19 protein-coding genes are annotated in these 20,275 nt (G+C 58.1%); 12 read left to right on the top strand and 7 right to left on the bottom strand.

Annotated features, from left to right (window positions below; translation table 11 throughout):
- Positions 1-174 precede the first annotated feature (174 nt).
- Genes BUC26_RS14775 through iorA form a run of 4 tightly spaced genes read right to left on the bottom strand, consistent with a single transcriptional unit; the run spans position 175 to position 4,344 of the window.
- Entirely contained in the window at positions 175-606 is a 432-nt protein-coding gene (locus BUC26_RS14775; RefSeq protein WP_073377347.1) for an ACT domain-containing protein, read from the bottom strand.
- Positions 607-623: 17 nt separating this feature from the next.
- Complete coding sequence (gene paaK, locus BUC26_RS14770; RefSeq protein ID WP_073377346.1) at positions 624-1,943, bottom strand: phenylacetate--CoA ligase PaaK; 1,320 nt, start codon at positions 1,941-1,943, stop codon at positions 624-626.
- A 14-nt stretch (positions 1,944-1,957) separates the two neighbouring features.
- Positions 1,958-2,551, bottom strand: coding sequence for an indolepyruvate oxidoreductase subunit beta (locus BUC26_RS14765; protein WP_073377344.1), 594 nt, complete (start codon positions 2,549-2,551; stop codon positions 1,958-1,960).
- Positions 2,551-4,344 (bottom strand): indolepyruvate ferredoxin oxidoreductase subunit alpha, encoded by a 1,794-nt coding sequence (gene iorA, locus BUC26_RS14760; RefSeq protein ID WP_073377343.1) that lies wholly within the window; start codon positions 4,342-4,344, stop codon positions 2,551-2,553. Before iorA ends, BUC26_RS14765 begins: the two co-directional genes overlap by 1 nt.
- A gap of 469 nt (positions 4,345-4,813) precedes the next feature.
- On the opposite strand from iorA, the gene BUC26_RS14755 reads away from it, so the two are divergent.
- The 9 genes from BUC26_RS14755 to BUC26_RS14715 all read left to right on the top strand — a co-directional run bounded on the left by BUC26_RS14755 (position 4,814) and on the right by BUC26_RS14715 (position 16,337).
- On the top strand, positions 4,814-5,491 hold the full coding sequence (locus BUC26_RS14755) for a CBS and ACT domain-containing protein (RefSeq protein WP_073377342.1): 678 nt from the start codon (positions 4,814-4,816) through the stop codon (positions 5,489-5,491).
- A gap of 304 nt (positions 5,492-5,795) precedes the next feature.
- Positions 5,796-7,841, top strand: coding sequence for a PAS domain S-box protein (locus tag BUC26_RS14750; protein ID WP_073377340.1), 2,046 nt, complete (start codon positions 5,796-5,798; stop codon positions 7,839-7,841).
- Positions 7,838-8,581 carry a PAS domain-containing protein gene (locus tag BUC26_RS14745; RefSeq protein ID WP_073377339.1) on the top strand — a complete coding sequence of 248 codons (744 nt, stop codon included), beginning with the start codon at positions 7,838-7,840 and terminating at the stop codon, positions 8,579-8,581. Before BUC26_RS14750 ends, BUC26_RS14745 begins: the two co-directional genes overlap by 4 nt.
- 71 nt (positions 8,582-8,652) lie before the next feature.
- Entirely contained in the window at positions 8,653-10,452 is a 1,800-nt protein-coding gene (locus BUC26_RS14740; protein ID WP_073377338.1) for a sigma 54-interacting transcriptional regulator, read from the top strand.
- Between the two features lie 479 nt (positions 10,453-10,931).
- On the top strand, positions 10,932-11,846 hold the full coding sequence (locus BUC26_RS14735) for a hypothetical protein (protein WP_073377337.1): 915 nt from the start codon (positions 10,932-10,934) through the stop codon (positions 11,844-11,846).
- Entirely contained in the window at positions 11,843-13,681 is a 1,839-nt protein-coding gene (gene ftsH, locus BUC26_RS14730; protein ID WP_073377335.1) for an ATP-dependent zinc metalloprotease FtsH, read from the top strand. The genes BUC26_RS14735 and ftsH overlap by 4 nt, the downstream gene beginning before the upstream one ends.
- On the top strand, positions 13,674-14,135 hold the full coding sequence (locus BUC26_RS14725) for a cytochrome c3 family protein (protein ID WP_073377333.1): 462 nt from the start codon (positions 13,674-13,676) through the stop codon (positions 14,133-14,135). The genes ftsH and BUC26_RS14725 overlap by 8 nt, the downstream gene beginning before the upstream one ends.
- 20 nt (positions 14,136-14,155) lie before the next feature.
- Positions 14,156-15,106 (top strand): 4Fe-4S dicluster domain-containing protein, encoded by a 951-nt coding sequence (locus BUC26_RS14720; RefSeq protein WP_143166028.1) that lies wholly within the window; start codon positions 14,156-14,158, stop codon positions 15,104-15,106.
- A complete protein-coding gene (locus tag BUC26_RS14715; protein ID WP_084540696.1) occupies positions 15,087-16,337 on the top strand; it encodes a polysulfide reductase NrfD family protein in 1,251 nt (416 codons plus the stop codon). The genes BUC26_RS14720 and BUC26_RS14715 overlap by 20 nt, the downstream gene beginning before the upstream one ends.
- A gap of 56 nt (positions 16,338-16,393) precedes the next feature.
- On the opposite strand, the gene BUC26_RS23055 is transcribed toward BUC26_RS14715, so the two are convergent.
- On the bottom strand, positions 16,394-16,621 hold the full coding sequence (locus BUC26_RS23055; RefSeq protein ID WP_143166027.1) for a hypothetical protein: 228 nt from the start codon (positions 16,619-16,621) through the stop codon (positions 16,394-16,396).
- A 25-nt stretch (positions 16,622-16,646) separates the two neighbouring features.
- Here BUC26_RS23055 and BUC26_RS14710 point away from each other — a divergent pair, with 25 nt between their 5' ends.
- Entirely contained in the window at positions 16,647-16,844 is a 198-nt protein-coding gene (locus BUC26_RS14710; RefSeq protein ID WP_073377331.1) for a hypothetical protein, read from the top strand.
- Positions 16,845-16,874: 30 nt separating this feature from the next.
- Entirely contained in the window at positions 16,875-17,174 is a 300-nt protein-coding gene (locus tag BUC26_RS23775; RefSeq protein ID WP_073377329.1) for a hypothetical protein, read from the top strand.
- Here BUC26_RS23775 and BUC26_RS14700 read toward each other — a convergent pair.
- Positions 17,132-17,815, bottom strand: a complete 684-nt coding sequence (locus tag BUC26_RS14700) for an HAD family hydrolase (protein WP_073377327.1) — start codon at positions 17,813-17,815, stop codon at positions 17,132-17,134. The two genes, BUC26_RS23775 and BUC26_RS14700, sit on opposite strands and share 43 nt — an antisense overlap.
- Positions 17,816-18,262: 447 nt before the next feature.
- On the opposite strand from BUC26_RS14700, the gene BUC26_RS14695 reads away from it, so the two are divergent.
- Entirely contained in the window at positions 18,263-19,456 is a 1,194-nt protein-coding gene (locus tag BUC26_RS14695; RefSeq protein WP_073377325.1) for an amino acid aminotransferase, read from the top strand.
- A 102-nt stretch (positions 19,457-19,558) separates the two neighbouring features.
- Here BUC26_RS14695 and BUC26_RS14690 read toward each other — a convergent pair whose 3' ends face one another.
- Positions 19,559-20,179, bottom strand: a complete 621-nt coding sequence (locus BUC26_RS14690) for a DUF2231 domain-containing protein (RefSeq protein WP_073377323.1) — start codon at positions 20,177-20,179, stop codon at positions 19,559-19,561.
- Positions 20,180-20,275 lie beyond the last annotated feature (96 nt).

The raw sequence follows: 20,275 nt of genomic DNA, 5'->3' as shown, positions 1-20,275 counted from the left end.
TATCGACAATGATGGTCGAGGCCGGTCTTCTTCTGCCTGCCGGCGAACTGTCAGTTGACCCGAAACCGGGCCGCCCGCCGTCATCATATGCTGCCAACTGCCCTGAGAAACGGTTTATCCGCCCAAGCTTGCTCTTCGGGCGGAAATGTGGTTCCAGTGCAACCTACAGGTTCCCTACAGGTTATAGATCTGCTGGCTCTCCAGAATCGTAAAGCCATCCTTGAGCAAGGTTTCAATAGCCCGATCCATCTCTTCGAAACGAAAGATCAACACCGCGTTTTCGCCGGTCTTGTTGACAAACGCGTACATATACTCGACATTGAGATTAGCCTCTTTGATGCTTTTCAGCACCATGGCCAGCCCGCCGGTACGATCGGGCACTTCGACGGCGATGACATTGGTCTTGCCCACCGTAAAACCGGCGCCGCGCAAGGCCTGCTCCGCGGCTTCCACTTTGTCGACAATCAGTCGCAGGATACCGAAATCGGCGGTATCGGCCACCGACAGAGCGCGGATATTGATACCGTTGTCCGCCAGGATCGAGGTGATCTCCGCCAGTCGTCCCGACTTGTTCTCCAGAAAGACTGCAATCTGCTCAACGCGCATGGTCACTCCTCCCGAACTCAGATTTTTCGTTTGTCGATAACGCGCTGCGCCTTGCCTTCGCTGCGCTGGATCGCTCGCGGATTTACGAGCTTGACGCGGCAGGTGACGCCGAGGATATCCTTGATGTCATGGGTGATCTGTCGGGTCAATTGTTCGAGCTGCTTGATCTCGTCACTGAACACCTTGTCGCTGATCTCGACCTCGACGGTCATCGTATCCATCGAACCATCGCGCTCGACGATGATCTGGTAGTGCGGCTCGACGCCGTCGATACCGATCAGCACGTGCTCGACCTGCGACGGGAAGACGTTGACGCCGCGAATGATCAGCATATCGTCGGTGCGGCCGGTGACCTTGCCCATGCGTACCAGCGTCCGACCGCACTCGCAGGTGTCGTAACAGAGGCTGGAAATATCCTTGGTCCGGTAACGGATCACCGGGAAAGCCTCTTTGGTCAGCGTGGTGAAGACCAGTTCGCCCTGCTCGCCGGGCGGCAGCACCTCGCCGGTGACCGGGTCGATGATCTCCGGCAGGAAATGGTCCTCGAAGATATGCATCCCCTTGGTGGTCTGCAGACACTCCATGGCCACACCGGGACCGATCACCTCTGAAAGCCCATAGATATCGACTGCCCGCAGATTGAGCTTGCGCTCCACTTCCTCGCGCATATTCTCGCTCCACGGTTCGGCACCGAAGATGCCGACCCGCAGGGCCAGATCCTGCGGAGCGATGCCCATCTCCTCCATCGTCTCGGCCAGGTTCAACGCATAGGACGGGGTCGACAGCAATACCGTCGAACCGAAGTCCTTCATGATGGTGATCTGCCGCTTGGTATTGCCACCGGAGACCGGAATAACTGTTGCGCCAAGCTTTTCCGCACCATAATGGGCGCCGAGACCACCGGTGAACAGGCCGTAGCCGTAGGCGTTGTGCACCATATCACCGCTGCTCGTACCGGCGCAGGCCAAGGCTCGGGCCATTAGGTTGGCCCAGGTGTCGATATCTTTTTTGGTGTAGCCGACCACGGTGGGTTTTCCGGTCGTTCCCGACGAGGCATGAACCCTGACTACCTCGTCAAGCGGCACGGTGAACATGCCGAACGGATAGTTGTCACGCAGATCCTCTTTCAGGGTGAACGGCAATCGGGCCAGATCGGCTAGAGACCGAATATCCTCCGGCTTGATGCCGGCCGTATCCATTTTCCGGCGATACGGCTCCACCGTCCGATAGACCCGCTCAATCAAATGCTGCAGGCGCCGCAGCTGGATCGACTCGAGACCGGCCCGTGGCAGGGTTTCCATCTCCGCTTCCCAATACGTCGTTTTGTTGTTTGCCATACCCGCTCCTTTGCTCATCGCTCTTGTCGGCGTCCAGCATGACGACCGGCTGTGAAGGCCGCCATGTTTTCGGCCCGGAACCGCTCCGGAACCCGGCTCTCGATGATGTCTTGAAATACCTGTTCGTCAACCGGCAGATGCACCGACAGGGCGCCGACCAGAGCCACGTTGGCGGTGCGTACCTCGCCGGCCTGACGGGCGATGGTGAAGGCGTCGACGGCAATCACCTCGATAGCGCGGGAACGCAATTCGTCAAGCACGTTCTCCGGATAGAGTGCTTGGCCGGTGGCCACCGACGGCGGCAGGATCTGCTGGGTGTTGACGATCACGGTGCTGCCTTGATGAAGATACGGCAGGTAGCGGACCGCCTCCATCATCTCGAAGGCCATCTGGATGTCGGCGCAGCCGGGATCGATAAGCGGCGAATAGACCTTGGTACCGTAACGCAATTGCGCCGTAACCGAACCGCCGCGCTGGGCCATGCCGTGCACTTCGCTTTTTTTCACGTCAAAACCGACGGCCAGCAGCGCGTAGGCGGTGATTTCACTGGCCAGCAGGATGCCCTGGCCGCCAACTCCGGAAAAAAGGATGTTTTTATTATCGCTCATTATTTCGGCTCCCCCCTGGTAATAGCGTTGAATTTGCACAGGGAGGCACACTGACCGCAATCATTACACAATACCTCGTCGATCTGCGAATACCCTTTCTGACTCTTCTTGTACCCTCTCGCCTCAGCCTCGCCCTCGGCAAACGGTGTCCAGCTGATCGCCGGGCAACCGAGCCGGATGCAGGATGTACAACCGACACAATTGTCTATATTGGTATAATAGCCGACCGGCTTGCGCAGCTTCAGCTCCGGCAGCAAGACACAGGGGGCTCGGGCGATGATCACCGACATCTCGTCGCGTTCCACCTCCTCTTTGATGATCTTGCGGCACTCCGGCACCTCGTGCGGGTTGACCACCCGGACGTGTTTCACGCCGATGGCCCGGCACAACGCCTCAAGGTCGAGCGACTGGGCCGGCTCACCTTTGATCGACGTGCCCGATGCCGGATTCGGCTGCTGGCCGGTCATTGCGGTGATGCGGTTGTCGAGGATGATCAGCGTCGCGGCGGAGCCGTTGTAGACTGAATTGATCAAACCGGTGATGCCGGAATGGACAAACGTCGAATCGCCGATGACCGACACCACTTTGTCGTGCGCCCCGTCGCCGATAGCCTTGACCATGCCGTGCGCCATCGGGATCGAGGCGCCCATGCAGACGGTCGAATCCAGAGCATTGAGCGGCGGCAGAAAACCGAGAGTATAGCAGCCGATATCGCCGGAGACGAAGACCTTGAGCCGCGACAGATTAAAAAAGATGCCGCGGTGCGGACAGCCGGGACACATGTTCGGCGGCCGCGGCGGCAGCACCACCGGCTCGAACAATTCGGCGGTATCGCGCCCGGGGTCGATGGCCCTGCGGACGATCGCCGTATTAAGCTCACCGATGGCGGGAATCAAGTCCTTGCCGTGGCAGATGATACCCATTGCCTTGATCTGCGTTTCGAGGAATGGATCGAGCTCCTCGACTACGTAGAGCGTCTCCACCGAAGCAGCAAATTCTCTGATCTTCTGCTCGGGCAGCGGCCAGCACATGCCGAGCTTGAGCACGGCGGCCTCCGGGAAGGCCTCCTTGACATAGAGATAGGAAACGCCGGAGGTGATGAAGCCACGGCGGCGATCGCCGTCCTCGATGCGGTTGTCGCTATCGTTTTCGGCCAGTTCTCGGCACCGCATCATCCGCTCCTCGACAAAGAGCCGGCGCCGGCGGGCCATGGCAGGCAGCATTACGAATTTTTCCGGATGCTTCTCGACTCCGGGCGCCAGCGGCGCCTCAATGCGCTCACCGGGACCGGCGACAACTCCCTTGACGTGGGCGATCCGGGTGGTAATCCGTAGCAGAACCGGGGTGTCGAGCTGCTCACTCAAGACAAAGGCCCGCTTGAGAAAATCGCGGGACTCGGCCGGGTCACTCGGTTCGAGCATCGGCAGTTTGGCGGCCAGGGCGTAATTACGGTTGTCTTGCTCGTTTTGCGAGGAATGCATATCCGGATCGTCGGCGGTCAGGATCACCAGGCCGCCCCGACCACCGGTATAGGCGGCAGTGAACAGCGGGTCGGCGGCAACATTGAGGCCGACATGCTTCATGGTCGCCAAGGCTCGCCCACCGGCAAACGAAGCGCCGATCGCCACCTCGAGCGCTACCTTTTCATTCGGCGCCCATTCCGTATACACCCCGTCGTAACCGGAGAGGTGCTCCATTATTTCCGTCGACGGCGTACCGGGATACCCGGAGGCGACCCGCACGCCTGCTTCCCAGGCGCCGAGTGCTATCGCCTCGTTTCCCGACAGCCACATCGTTGTATCTTGGTTACGCTGAGTCATGAGTAGCGAATTGTCCCACTCCTTCCTGTCGTGATTAATGGGAACCCTGAAAAATCGTCATTTCGCTCAATATCTTCGTTGCGCAATCAAATTTTATCCTAGGAATATCGTGTATATGCCTGTGGTAAAATTTTCTTGCGCACCTCGATCTTGAACGAAATTCCTGATTTCTCAAGCTCCCCTGAAGAGATATCGACCCGGTACGGGCCGGTTGCTGGAATAACCTAGGAAACTACTCTGAAATCAGGATTTCCGGCAAGTTTTTTTTGTCGCTTTGTACGCACTCCCCGCCACTGTCCGCTCCTGAGAGAAATCTTCATTCATCATGGTTCTTTACCTATCAAAGCAGTTTGCTTTCCGGCTATGATACCGTATAATGATGCTGCAACCGCTTCACTGTCGCCCGGTTCGCCCCCGCTCACTATCAACAAGGAGGATACCCATGTATATCGGCCGGATCATGCATACCGATCTGATCACCGTCTCACCGGAAGCGAGTCTTGTTGAGGCGCGCAAACTGATCGAAGAGAAGAAAATCGACCACTTGCTCGTAGTCAACGACAAGGGCAGACTGGTCGGACTGCTGTCCGACCGCGACCTGAGGCAACACTGGGCATCGCCGGCGACCACGCTGAGCAACCATGAACTCGGCTACCTGCTCGACAAGATCCTGGTTAAGATGATCATGATCAAGACCATCGTCACCGTCACCCCGGAAACGACCATCGAACGGGCCGCTCTGATCATGAAGGACAACAATATCAATTCACTGCCGGTCATGGACGGCGACGAACTGGTCGGCATCGTCACCAGCACCGACGTGATGCACGTCCTGCTCGAGGCCATCGGCATGAACGAGGAATCGGTGCGCATCAGCGTTCTGGTCCAAGATCGCATCGGCACTATCGCCGAGGTCAGCGCCATCCTGCGGGATCTCGACATCAACATCCAGAGCCTGGTAACCTGGCCGCTACGCAATCACCCGGGCGTTCACCAGATGATCATCAGGATCCCCGGAGACGATGGCGCCCGCGCGGTGTCGGCCCTGAATCGCAATCATTACAAGGTAATGACCCACTACATGAAGGATATAACCCCCTATCTGCCCAAACCTTCCTGAACACCTCTGCACCACGGCACCGCCCCTGTTCGGCAGCCGGGCCTGTCGGTCGGGCTGCCACGGACCGCTCCGTCCACACCGACCGGCGTAACACAGCGACAAACCGGAGCAGCGTATCACCGCTCAGCACCGATCAATTGATTATTTTCCCCGCCGGTGCGAAAGTTGCATGGAAAATAGCATAAAAGGGATCCGATAACTGCCTGCCACAATTGTGTGGTATACTCAGGCAAGTGCCCCTTTGAAGGCAACGCTTGCCACAGCTTCGTGGCTGAAACGGACCGGCACAGTGGGAATACCGACGATGTCCCCGGCGAAGACACAGCGCACTGCGCACACCAACAAGGTGATGCTCCGCCGCACCAAGGTGTTGCGGGCCATCAACCGTTTGAGCAACTCTGATCTGACAAACCTGAGCCGCAACGAGATACTGGCCCGCTGCGGTGAAATCATGCTGCTCAACAGCGAGTTCTGCGGCGGCTGGGTGGGACGACACGACCCTGAGGAAAAACAATTAGTTCCACTGGTCTTCTTTTTGCCGCTGCCACGACCGGACGGCAGTCGAGAGCTATTCCGCAAACAGGTGTTACTCGAGGAGCCGATCGTTGCCCCGGCCCGGCTTACCATCGAAAAACGCCGGCGCCGTATCCTGAAAAACATCGATCCGCCGCTGCATATCCCGCTGCTGCCTGGTGAAATCTCGTTTCACTCGGCCGGCTGTTGGCCTCTGGCCCATCTCGATCAGGTGTATGGGACAATTACCGTCTATTCCTCCGAGCAGAATGGCTTTCCCAAATCGGAACTCGACTTTCTCGACGGCACCGTCACCGACCTGTCTCTGGCTCTCTACGCCCACAACGTTTCCCTGTTGCTTCAGTACGAGCGTGACTTCAGCACCGAAATCATCGATTCCATCCAGGCCCTGATGGTCTCGGTCACGCCCTGCGGCAAGATCCTGCGCTTCAATACCGAAGCCGAACGGATCAGCGGCTATCAACAGCAGGAGGTGCTCGACCGCTACTGGGTCGACGTGTTGCTTTCGCCGGAAAACCGCATCCACTATCAAAACCTGTTTTCCGACCTGCTGAAAAGCGACCGCCGCAATCTCAGCTTTCGCGCTCCGTTGCTGACCAAAGACGGCACGTTGCGCACCATCGACTGGCACAGTTCGATCAAACCCGATATCGACCGGGGCACCGTCGGCATGGTCCTGTTCGGTCTCGATATCACCGACCGGCTGGCCGCCGACCGCCTCTACGACAGCACCGTCGCGAAATGGGAAAATATCTTCACGACGATCCAGGACCCGGCGCTGATTGTCAGTCGCGACGGCTCTATCCTCGACGCCAACCATGCCACTTTTTCGGCATCCCGCAGAAGCCGCGAGGAGGTCATCGGCCAATCGGTCTGCATAATCCTGCACGGCGGTCACAAGCGCGAGAGTATCTGCCCGCTGGAAACAATTATCAAAAGCGGCAAGAGCCGGATCCTGCACACCGAACTGAGCGGCCTGCACGGCGACTACCTGCTCACCATCAGCCCCTGCCCGAACACCTCGGTCAACGAAGAGATGACCCTGCTCGTCGCTCGCGATATGACCGAGGAAGAACGTCACCGGGCGGAGGCGATCCGCGCTGCACAGCTCGCCTCGTTGGGTGAACTGGCCGCCGGCGTCGCCCATGAAATCAACAACCCGATTAACGGCATCCTCAATTACGCCCAAATGCTGCGCGATCTCTCCCTGGATGAACTCGGCGAAAAGATAGCCGGTCGGATCATCGACCAGAGCAAGCGGGTCGCCAGTATCGTCAAGAATTTACTTGATTTTTCGAGACCAAAAGTCGAAGAACCGGAGCCGGTCAATTGCCGGGATTTGTTGCACACCTGCATCGAGCTGGTCAAGCATCAGCTGTATCAAGATGATATCCAGGTCGAATTCGAATTCGACGACTCACTGCCGCTGATCTATTGCAACGCATCCCAGGTGCAGCAAGTGCTGCTCAATATCATCAGCAACAGCAAGTATGCTCTCAACGAGAGATACCCCTCGGCACACCAGAACAAAAAAATCATCTTCCAGGGAACGATGACTCGCCATGGCCGGACACCGTATGTCCGAACAACCATAACGGATTTCGGCTCCGGCATCGAGCACCGCCTGATTGAACGGGTTTTTGAGCCGTTTTTCTCGACCAAGCCGGATGGCCAGGGCACCGGCCTCGGTCTGAGCATCAGCTATGGCCTGATTAGAGACAACGGCGGCTATCTCCGCATCAAGAGCCGCTACGGCTCGCACACATCGGTTCAGGTCGATCTGCCGGTGGTCGCCGGTGAAGGGGGGACACTATGATACGATACCATCGAAACACTGTTCTTGTTGGACTCGTCCTCGGCGTTTACACACTGTTGCTGGTTACACCCGCCTACTTCACCCGGGCCAGCGGCAATCTTCCTGAAACTACCCTGATCGGCCCCGCCGCCGCCACAGCGGCTCTGTTCTGCGCGACGCTGTTTGCACTGTTGTCGATCATCTCCTCACTGCGCAAGCGCATCGAGACCCTGCAGGTATCGCTCAGCCAGCGGGAAACCGAACTTGCCGACATCCGCTTCAACCTGGAACAGATTATCGAAAAACGCACCTTCGAGATCTCCGTGGTCAACGCCTCCCTCAACCGCGAAATTGCCGAGCGGCTGCAGGCTGAAACGCGGAGCAAGGAACTGCAGAAGCAGATGGAGCTGATCCTCAATTCGGCCGGCGAGGGCATTTTCGGCCTCGATGCCGATGGTAATCTCACCTTTGTCAACACCGCCGCCTCGCTGATGCTCGGCTGGAAACGCGGAGAAATGATCGGCATGAGCCATCACGAATTAGTCCATCACAGCCACGTCGACGGCAGTCGGCACGACCCGGAGCACTGTCCGATCCGCCAGGCTTTCAAGGATGGCATCGTCCATTTCAGTTCCGACGACGTTTTCTGGACCAAGGACGGCACCTGTTTCCCGGTTGAATACGTCAGCACGCCAATCATCGAAGATTCGACGATCAAAGGCGCCGTGGTCGTCTTTCGCGACCAGAGCACCTTTTCCTGACCGGCAATGAGGCCGGCTGCCATGATACTGCACGATTCCGGCAGCCGGAAATGAGGCAAGGAGGAACGGTTATGGCAGAACAACACAACAGAACGGGATCGATTCTGGTGGTCGATGATGAGGCCAGTCTCCGGGAGACCTTTCATTTCTTTCTCTCCCGGGAAGGCTACCATCCGGTGCTGACCGCCGGCGACTTCGAACAGGCCTTTGCCACACTCACTTCCACACCGGTCGACCTGGTTATCTCCGATATCGTACTGCGTGACGCATCCGGCATCGAACTGCTGAAAAAAGCGCGGCAAAACGGTATCGACAGCCCCTTTATCATCATCACCGGTTATCCCGACGTCGATACCGCCGCTGAGGCCGTACGCTACGGCGCTTTCGACTACATCGTCAAACCGGTCGACAAGGATGCGCTGCTGCGGTCGGTACGACTGGTCCTTAGGCAACGTCACCTGGAACGACTGAAAGTAACGGCGGAAGAGGAGCGAGAACGCTACCGGCTGCTGCTCGACACGGTTTTCAGAAGCGTTACCGATGCCATCGTCATCGTCGACGACGAACTGAACATCATCAACCTCAACGCTGCCGCCCGCCAGCTGTTTGCCAACCTGCTGCCCGGCTTCGACGAAGGAACCAACCTCAATTCCACGATCCGCTCCAACGAATTTTCTACACTGCGCACCGACCTGCTCCGTGTCCTGCAGACCGGAGAAGACGTCGTCGAGCATCGGTTTGAATGCAACACCATCGACAACAAACCGAAAATATTAAGCATCTGCACATCACCGTTCGCAGAGGGCGGGGCTCACGGACATGGCGCCGTCATCGTCATTCGCGACATGTCCGTCTGTGGCGAACAGCAGCGCAGTCGACGAAGCAGCTTTCACCGCTTCATCGGCAGCAGCGATGTGATGCAGGCGGTCTACACGATGATCGAAAACGTCGGCCGGGTCGACACTACGGTCCTGATCACCGGCGAATCGGGAACCGGCAAGGAACTGGCGGCCGAAGCCCTCCATTATGAATCAAACCGGCGGACCATGCCGCTGGTCAAAGTCGACTGCACGGCCATCCCGGAAAATCTGCTGGAAAGCGAACTATTCGGACATAAAAAAGGCTCGTTCACCGGGGCCGACAAGGACCGGCGCGGCCTGATCATGCAGGCCGACGGCGGCACCCTGTTTCTCGACGAGATCGGTGAGATCTCGGCAATGACCCAGTTGCGCTTGCTGCGTTTCCTGCAGGAGCGGACATTTTATCCGGTGGGCAGCGACACCCCGATGACCGTCGATACCAGGGTGATCACCGCCACCAATGTCGATCTTCGGGAGAAGGTGCAGCAGGGAACCTTTCGCGAAGACCTCTACTTCCGCCTGCGAGTTATCGACATTCCTCTGCCGCCGCTACGTAAACGAAATGGCGATATCCTCCTGCTAGCCGGTCATTTCATCAAAAAGTTCTCGGAGAAATTACACAAACCGATCAACGGCCTGTCCGATGACGCGATCAAGGCGTTGACCGGCCATCACTGGCCGGGCAACGTCCGGGAATTGGAGCATTTGATCGAGCGGGCGGTGGTTCTCTGTGAAGGGGTAACGATAACCACCAAAGACTTGCCACAGGATCTGACAAAACCGGTCGATCATATCGACATGAAAAACCATTTCAAGGACCAGGAACCAGCGCGATCGATCGAACAGCCCATCGGCAGACTCGATTCAGTAGCTCTAAGAATCCTCGGCACGCTCAACAAGTGCGGCGGCAACAAGGCCAAGGCCGCCCGATTGCTCGGCATCGACCGTTCGACGCTATATCGCAAGATCAAAGAATACGACATCGATCTCTCGACGTTCTCCCTCGAATAACCAGCCGCGACAATACTTGTTGCAACACTTGTTGCAACACTTCTGTTGCCACACTTTTGTGGTTTCCTGCCACACAAATGTGGTTCGAAGGTCGTTTATTGTCCCTTTACGGGGGAACCACACCGATAGCCTCGCCACAACCGGCAGGGTTGTTGGCCATGCCGCAGGCTGCACCGAAAGGGTCAGACGGGGCTCAGTGATGGTTTGCCGAGGGCAGTGCATAGCAAAGGACTGTGGCTTACGGGGGACTGTGGCCTGCTGGACTATAGCGGCAGATAGCGGAAGGCAGCAGATAGCGGAGGACAATAGATCAATAGATAGCGGAGGACAGGTTGAAACCTGTCCTCCGCTATCTATTGAGACTTGGTCCGCCGTTGATTGAGACTTGGCCCGCTGTCGGTTGAGATTCGGCATCGATTATGCACAGTCAATGATAAAGCTGCTGAGTCCTCAACGGCCAGATACGACGGAGGGAACCGATGCAACAGGCTACGCCCCTGCTGGATGACCAGAACCGGTGGTCAGCACTGTTGCGCGATGAAACGTGGTGCACCAACCACCTCTTCCTGCTTCGCTGGCCGCAAGAATTTATCTGCCCCGCCTGTGGCCGCAGCGGTGGCCGACGGTCGCCGGCGGCCCGGGTCACCTGCCGATATTGCGGCAAAACCACCTCGATCACCACCGGCACACTGCTGCACGGCACGAAAAAGCCACTTTCCCTCTGGCTGCAAGGGCTCTGGTGGCTCAGTGCGCTGCCGCAACAGCTGACCGGCAAGACACTGCAACGACACCTCGGCCTGAAAAGCTATCAGACGGCCTGGAGTTGGCTGAAGACGCTGAGACGAGCGATGAGGGATGCGGATCGGCAGCGGTGCTCGGGAACGATCGAAGTGGACTGCGGTTTCATCAACTTCGACAGCGACGAGACGCAGGGGCGCGCCCTGCTGGCCGTCGTCGAGGTGGAGCCGAAAAACAGGATGACCGGCCGACTCCACCTGGCTCACTGCGCGATACCGACCCCGCAGTTGTTGGTCGCGTTCATCGAAAATACCACCGAACCGGGCAGCACTCTCCTCGCCCCGGACCGCCCCCTCTTCGCTCTGTCCTCCCGACCGAATCGACTCTACCTGGTCGAAACCGGATGCACCAGCCAGGAACGCGCCCGGGAAGTGATCGACCGTTGTTGTGCACGCTTTCGTCAGCAACAGGGTCCGAAATGTTCGCCGGGCCGCCTCCAGGAACATCTCGATGAGTTCTGTTTCCGTAACAATAGTGCTCTGTCGGCCAACCGACGCCTGATTTTCGACCGTCTCGTCGAAGCCGTGTTGCTCATCGATGGCGACATCCGGCAGCCGGTCCCCGGCGAGCCGCTGCTCGCCGGAGGTTTACCATGAACCTTCCGGTGCGCGGACTACTGGCTTTGATCCTGGCAGCCATCCTCATCTTTATCGGATTCAATATCTACCATATCAGCACCCGCCTGCCTGAACGCTCGTACAGCGCCTTTCTCGACGACCTGGAACAGGGTGACATCAGCGATGTGACCATCAAGGATGGAGTGATCACCGGCACCGACAAGCAGAGCCGCCAGTTCACCACCTATTCGCCCGACATCTCCTCACTGATGCCCCTGCTGCGCCGCCACCGGGTGGACATCACCACCAAACCATCACCCCAGAGCAGCGCCTTTTTCAGGGAGATGTTGCTGGTACTGCTGATTCTCGGCGGCTGGATGATCCTGAGCCGCAAGCGAAACAATCAGTCGCTCCAGTTTGCCCGCAATAAAACCTACAAACAAAACCGCAACCAGTTGACCAGGGTCTCGTTTGACGATGTGGCCGGAATCTCAGAGGCCCGGGAGGAGATCATGGAGATCACCGCCTTTCTCAAGGAGCCGGTAAAATTTGGCGCGCTCGGTGGCCGCATTCCCAAAGGCGTACTGCTCCAGGGCCCGCCGGGAACCGGCAAAACCTTGCTGGCCAAGGCCATTGCCGGTGAGGCATCGGTACCCTTCTACTCCCTCGGCGGTTCCGACTTTGTCGAAATGTTCGCCGGACTCGGGGCCTCCCGGGTTCGCGACCTGTTTGGCGAAGCCAAAAAGAACGCGCCGTGCATCATCTTCATCGACGAGATTGATGCCATCGGTGGCAAACGGGCAGGTCAATTCCGCAGCGGCTCCAACGACGAACGGGAACAGACGCTAAACGCGCTGCTCGTCGAAATGGATGGCTTTACCTCCCACGAGACGGTGATCGTCGTTGCCGCGACCAACCGTCCCGATATTCTCGATTCGGCACTGCTCCGGCCGGGACGCTTCGATCGGCGTATAACCCTGACGCTGCCGGATATCAGGGGCAGGGAAAAAATCTTCGCGGTACACAGCCGCAAGGTGGCCGTCGGCGGCAACGTCGACTTCAAGGTGGTTGCCAAGGGAACACCGGGATTCAGCGGCGCGGAAATCGCCAATCTGGTAAACGAAGCGGCACTGTTGGCCGCTCGCAAAGGAAAATCATTGATCGACCTGAGCGATTTTGAAGAGGCCAAGGATAAGATCATCATGGGGCTGGAGAGGAAAAACGCGGTGATCAGCGAAAAGGCACGCCGACTCACCGCCTACCACGAGGCCGGGCACGCAGTCCTTGCCATCCTGCTGCCTCAGACCGATCCACTGCACAAAATAACCATTATTCCACGCGGCCAGGCGCTCGGCCTGACCCAGCAACTGCCGTTCGACGAGCATCTCACCTATTCTCAGGACTATCTGGTCAACAAGATCAAGATCCTGCTCGGCGGCAGGCTGGCCGAAGAAATTATCTTCGGCACGCTGACCACCGGCGCGAGCAACGACCTCCAGTCGATCAGTCGGATTGCTTACCGCCTCGTCTGCACCTTCGGCATGAGCAGCCATATCGGCCCGCTGGCCTGCAGCGACCTGACTGATCAGATAACCGGCGATCCGGGCGACATCAGCTGGCAACGCAGCGAGGAGACCCGGCGGGAGATCGATATGGAAATCAGAAAGATCGTCCTTTCCTGCTATCAAAGTGCCAAAGAGGTGCTCTCCAACAACAGTGCCCTTCTGCACATGCTCGCCGAAGCGTTATTGGTCCATGAAACGCTGGACAGTGAAGAGGTAGACATCATTCACCGCTGCTATCTCAACGAGCATGAGCAGCATCACAAGAAATGGGACATTGTCCCCAGCAAGCAAGGAGCCGGCCATGAATAAGCGTCACGACCATCTGTTCCCGGGTATGCTCATGCTGCTCGGCATAGTTTTCATCCTTACCGCTGCCCGCACCGGCAGTGCCACAGATCCGTCCGACTACCTGGACCTTGATCGGCTCGGTGACCGCTACGGTGAAGTGGCCTTCGATCACGCACTTCACGCCGACTACGCGGCATGTAGCGAGTGCCATCACCACACCACCGGCGAGGCCCCGTCCGACCCCGTCTGCGCCGCCTGTCACCAGGCTGGCGACGAGGCCGAGTCGGTGTCCTGTGCGACCTGCCACCCGGTACAACCGTTTGCCGTAGAGCTTATCGAACAGAAGGCAAACTCGACTCGCTATCATATCGATATTGTCGGATTGCAGGGGGCTTACCACCTGAACTGCCTCTCCTGCCACGAGGCGATCGGCGGCCCGACCGGCTGCACCGATTGTCATCAAAGCCAACCGTGAACCTGGGGGAGGAACCTGTCATGAACGGTCCGTTGTCTCGTCGAAACTTCTTGAGAACCGGTCTTGCGACATTTTGCGCGACGCTCATAGGTACCCATGCCGAAAAAACCGCTGCCCGCGATTTCGAAGGGTATCACCAGAGCAAAGGAGTCCTGGTCGACCTGACCAGGTGCATCGGCTGCCGCAGCTGCGAAGCGGCCTGCAATAAAGAACAGGGGCTGCCACCGCCCGAGACCGGCTTTGACGATCCATCCGTTTTTCAGCTGGACGAACACGGGCAGCCGCGGCGCCCCGACGATCGGGCCTATACCGTGGTCAATCGATACGAGACAGAGTTTGCCGACCACCCGTTGTTTCGCAAGATCCAATGCAATCACTGTCTGGAACCGGCCTGCCTGACCGCTTGTTTTGTCAACGCCTACACCAAGACACCGGAAGGCGCCGTGATCTACGATGCCGATGTCTGCGTCGGCTGCCGCACCTGCATGATCGCCTGCCCGTTCTCGATCCCTGCCTTCAAGTATTCCAGCGCCTTTGAGCCACGCATCATGAAGTGCATCTTCTGTTACGACACCCGCCTGGTCAACGGACTGCCGCCGGCGTGCGTCGAGGCCTGCCCGACAGAAGCGCTGACGTTTGGCGAGCGGGAAACACTGCTGCGGATCGGGCGAAAACGGATTAGGGAGCGTCCGAACCGCTATGTCGATCATGTCTATGGCGAACATGAAGCGGGCGGCACCGCCTGGCTCTACCTGTCCGGGGTGCCGCATGATGAAGTCGGTTTTGACATGGACGTACCGAAACAGCCGATTATCACCTACGTCAAGGACTTCCTGGCCATCGTGCCAATGGTGCTGACCATCTGGCCGGCACTGTTTGCCGGTTTCCACCTGCTGGCCAGCCGCGAACAGAAAACCATCGAAACAAACCACGCATCTCAGGAGGACAGCCATGAAAGCACTGGTCAATGAGGCGCCCGGCCTGCCGATCGACCGCAGCCGCAAAGATCATGCATCATCCTGGAATGTTAGGGAGAAACTGCTGCTAGGCCTTTCGGTCCGCGATTATCTGGCACAGATGATGCGCAATCCGGTAAACTGGGTTCTGGCCGCTATCCTGTTGCTCGGCATCCCGCTGCTCGGCCAACGCTACCTGTTCGGCCTGGCCACCGTAACCCACGGTTCGCAGGATTATCCCTGGGGATTGCTCCTCGGGTTCGGCCTGTTCGGTATGGTGCCGCTATCGGCTTCCGGATTTTTACTGAGCACCGCAGTGGAAATCTTCCACCGCAAGGATTTTCTTCCGATCGAGCGCCTGGCCCTGCTCAACGGCCTGCTCGGCTATTTCTTCGCCGTCATCTATCTGCTCGTCGACCTCGGCATGCCGTGGCGGCTGACCTACCCGATGGTCGTCTCGTTCGGACCGGCCGCCGTACTCTTTCTTGTCGCCTGGCATGTCGCCACCTACCTCTCCGTCCAGATTGCCGAAATGGTGCCGGCCTTTGCCGAATGGGTCGGCTGGCCTGCGGCCAAACGCTGGATCAAGAGCATCGCTCTGGGACTGACCATTGCCGGCATCATCCTCTCCACACTGCACCAGGGGGCGCTCGGGGCACTGTTCTGTTACGCCCCGGCCAAAATTCATCCGCTGTGGATGTCTCCCGAATTCCTGTGGCTGCACTTCTTCTGCTCATCCATCTTTGCCGGCCTCTGCATGGTCATCATCGTCTCCACGCTGCTCAAGCATTTCATGGCCTGGCGCTGCGACGACCGTTTCCTCGACAATCTCGACCGGATCACCATCGGCCTGGCTAAGGGCTCCGCCTATGCGATGATCACCTACCTGGTCATCAAACTCGTCGCAATCGCCCACGACCAGGAATGGCAATACCTGATCACCGGCTGGGGATTCTATTACCTACTCGAGTTGGGCATCGGCGTGGTGTTGCCGATGGTGATGTTCGCCCGCGGCGTCCGCAATCACAATGTGGCGATCCTGCGTTTCGGGGCGCTCATCGCCGTCCTCGGCATCATCTGGAACCGTCTCAACACCGTCCTGGTCGCCTACAACTGGCGCCATTACCAGGAACTACCGACCTGGCAGGAAACCTGGATCGTCTTTACCGTACTGGCCTTCTATTTCATCATCTATCGCTTCATCCTCTATCGGCTGCCGGTTGTCTTCGCCTGGAAACAACCGTGACCATCTCGCGCCGGAACCGCAAAAACAGCGGCTCCGGCGCTTTTTTCTGCCTCCGTTTATCCAGAACAATACCCGACAATTGTGTGGCAGCGGCGCGACACATTACCCGCTGAACGCCACAGGTTTGTGGTACCACACAACAATCGCTCCGCTTTTTCTTCAGGGTTGATTTTCGAAAGAATTTTTATTGTTTTATTACAGGCACATAAAACACGATAAACAATACGCACAAAGTCGTTTCCTGGCATCATTGGTGCAATACCAAGAACAAAGAAGCCACTCATCCACAACCCGCTACAGGAGGATGCCATGAAAACAATCGTCACCACCAACAGCCGGACTGAAACCGATATGCAACATGAAGTGTCGGGTTTTCTGTTCACCGTCGTCTCGGCCTCGGCCCTGATCATCGGAATCTGGGGAGTTGCCTGTCTGGTCGGCGGACTGGTCAGCGGCGGCTTCATGTCTCTGGTCAAAGGATACCTGACCGCCCTCACCGGAATGTAGTACACACCGCTATCACTGGAGGAGTAACAGATGAAAACCAGTCCATCACGAGTCATGCTCAACACATCGATGGTCTTCGGCAGCCTGGTCGGCCTCTGGGCGCTCGCCGCCCTGATCGGCGGCCTGCGCCAGACCGGTTGGCAGGTTACCGAACTGTTGCGGCAGTACATGGTCGCCACCGGGATGATCCAGCCGTTTCATACCCTGGTCGATTTCTACAGTCACATCAAAGGGGTTGAATACCTGATCTGTGTCGCTTTCTTCGTAGCTTTTCCGTTGTTTTACCGCTATGTCAACGAAGAGCGCAAAGAGGTACGCACGGAGAAATGATCGCCGTCCAATAGGGCCGCCTCGACCTGGTCGATCCGCGTGATCACCAGGTCGGCCGTGGCAAAATCATGTCCCCTCGAATAACCACTTGGCACGGCAACCACCTGCAAACCGGCACGTTTGGCGGCCTGCACTCCTGATTCAGAATCCTCGAAGGCCAGGCAGCGGTCAGGCGGCAAGCCGAGCATTCGGCAGGCCTGCTGATAAATGTCCGGGGCCGGTTTTTTCCTGACAACCATGTCCCCGCCCACCACCACCTCGAAATAGCGCTCCAATGCGTGTATCTGCAGGATCTTCTGCAACTCGAGCAGGTGCGAGGAAGACGCCACCGCCAACCGGCAGCGCTCGCCGAAACGCTGCAAGACCGTCCGCACACCCGGTAACAAAGCGAGCTTCGGAATCATTTCCAGATAGCGAACCTGCTTGCGACGCACCAGTTCGGCGACATCGATTTCAAGCGACGCCGCGGCGATAAAATCCTCGGCTACTTTTTCGTTACTGGTACCGACGTAGACAAGAAACTGCTCCCAAGAAAAGGACGGGACACCATGGTCGGCCAGGGTCTGCTGCCACGCCAGGTGATGAAGCGGCTCCGAATCGACCAGCGTGCCGTCCATATCAAAAATCACCGCCTCTATCATTACCGTTCCTCCTGCCGGTGCAGTCAGCATCTCACATCACCAGTCTCTTAAAGAAAATCATTTTACCGGGCCGGCCAGCCCTTCCGACCATGACGCCGGCTTTCATTGTTCGTTGTGACGTCCCATCATGGGGTCATATCAATAACACAGCCGCCGAAAATCTCAAGCAAGCGCCGTATCCCGACAGGCAATCGTCACCAGGGCGGCTATCGGACTCTTATTGCTGTTGACAGCCTTTCATCAAACCAATTATTGTTGCGCTTCATTATACCTTAAGACTGTCGTGAAACACTCGGCCGTCCGTTCACCGGCAAGGAGAGCACGAACACCGTTCCGCTCGCGGGGGGGCACTATCCCGGGAACAGCTCGTTCATGCCCAATGCAACGGTCGGACGGGAACACCACGATTCGCGGCGGGGCAAACACGTATCGACCATGAGGAAGCACATGTGGAAATCAGTAGCAGCCGCTCCGGCGGACTCTATCCTCGGACTCACCGAGGCCTTCAGAAACGACGGTAATCCCAGCAAAGTCAATCTCGGCGTCGGCGTCTATATGGACGATACCGGTACGACACCGATCCTGAACTGTGTCAAGGATGCCGAACGCATCATGCTCGGCGTTGAAAACAGCAAGAGCTACCTGCCGATCTCCGGCGACCCCGAATACGGCCGCCAGGTCCAGCGCCTGATCTTCGGCGCTGGCAGTGAGGTTATCAGCAGCGACCGGGCAGCAACGGCGCATTCACCGGGGGGCACCGGCGCCCTGCGCATCGGTGGTGAATTGATCAAACGGTTCCGGCCCCAGGCAACGACCTGGGTCAGCTCGCCGACCTGGGCCAATCACCAGGGGATTTTCACCGCCGCCGGCTTCCCAATCAAACAATACCCTTACTACAACTCCGAAACCAAGGGGTTGCGGTTCGACGAACTGCTGTCGGCCCTGCGCAGCATCCCGGCCGGTGACGTCGTCTTGTTGCACGCCTGTTGCCACAACCCGAGCGGCGTCGATCCCGATGGCAACCAGTGGCGAGAGATTGCCGCAATCGCTGAAAGCCAAGGTTGGCTGCCGTTTCTCGACTTCGCCTACCAAGGGCTCGGCGCCGGCATCGAGGAGGACCGCAGGGCGGTGACTGAGTTCGCTGCCCGAGGCGTCGATTTCTTCGTCGCCAGTTCCTTTTCCAAAAACTTCGGTCTCTACAACGAGCGGGCCGGCGCAATTACGGTAATATCCCCGAACAGCCGGGAAAAGGACGTGGCGCTCAGCCACCTGAAATCGACGGTGCGCGTCTGCTATTCCAACCCGCCGGCGCACGGCGGGTTGATCGTCAAGACCATTCTCTCCGAGCCGACGCTTGAAGCCACCTGGCGTCAGGAACTGGCCGCGATGTGCGGCCGCATCGTCGAGATGCGCCGCGCCCTGGTCGACGGACTGGCCGCCCGTGGCATTTCCCAGGACTTTTCATATATAACGAGACAGCGGGGAATGTTCTCTTTCAGCGGCCTGACCGATGAAACCGTCGCCTGGCTCAGGGAAAACAGGGCCGTCTACGTGGTCGGCGGCGGCCGCATCAACGTTGCCGGCCTGACGAGCGCGAACATCGATTACGTCTGCGATTCTATTGCGGAGGCGTTGGCGTAGCGCGAGGACAGGATACCACCGGGAAAGAGAGCGGGTTGAAACCCGTCTCTTATTTAGTCAGCGGGGGACAGGTTGAAACCTGTCCCTCCGTTAGTAGAGACTTTAGTCTTTGAACACCAGCTTGCCGCCCATGTGGCCGGCCAGACCGGCGGCACCGACCATCGTCGCGCCGAGCAGCAGGTATATCCAGCGCCCCGGTGAAGTGAGCACCTGCGGGTCGACCAGGCGCCAGACGATCATCGCGATCAGGCACGCCGAAACGATGACCGAGGCCGCGATCTTGGTTGCAAAAATTTTGGTCATCACCTTCTTGTAGCGATTTTTCCATTCCAGATAACCGGTGACCAGGACCACCGGCATGGTCAACAGCACGAAGACCAGGTTGTAGAAAGCCGCCTGCTCAAACGTCGCGACGCTGAACACCAGGGCAATGACGAGAAACACCAGGGCGAGCGGCAGCACACCGTTAGGGGTGTGGACGCTGATCGGGTGCAAGTGGTATTTGAGTACCAGGCCGGCGATACCGCTTGGTGCCGGCTGTCCGCCAGTCGCTGCCGCCGGGGCGGCCGGAGCGTCCGGGGCCGCAGAACTACTTGCCGCCGGTTCCGATTCATCGACGAGTTCCTTGAAATATTCGGCACCCGCGCCGCAGACCGGACAGGTTTCCGGCGGCGCATCCCCCTCGTGAACATAGCCGCAGACTGTACACTCCCATTTTTTCATGCGCGCGTCCTCCCTGATTAACGCTATGACGCCGGTATGACCCGGCTTTGTCAACCTACAAATATCCGGAAATGCTGTTATTCTACCATACCGCCA

The sequence above is a fragment of the Desulfofustis glycolicus DSM 9705 genome, assembly GCF_900130015.1.
GTDB lineage: Bacteria > Desulfobacterota > Desulfobulbia > Desulfobulbales > Desulfocapsaceae > Desulfofustis > Desulfofustis glycolicus.
This window is presented reverse-complemented; position numbering and strand designations above follow the sequence as displayed.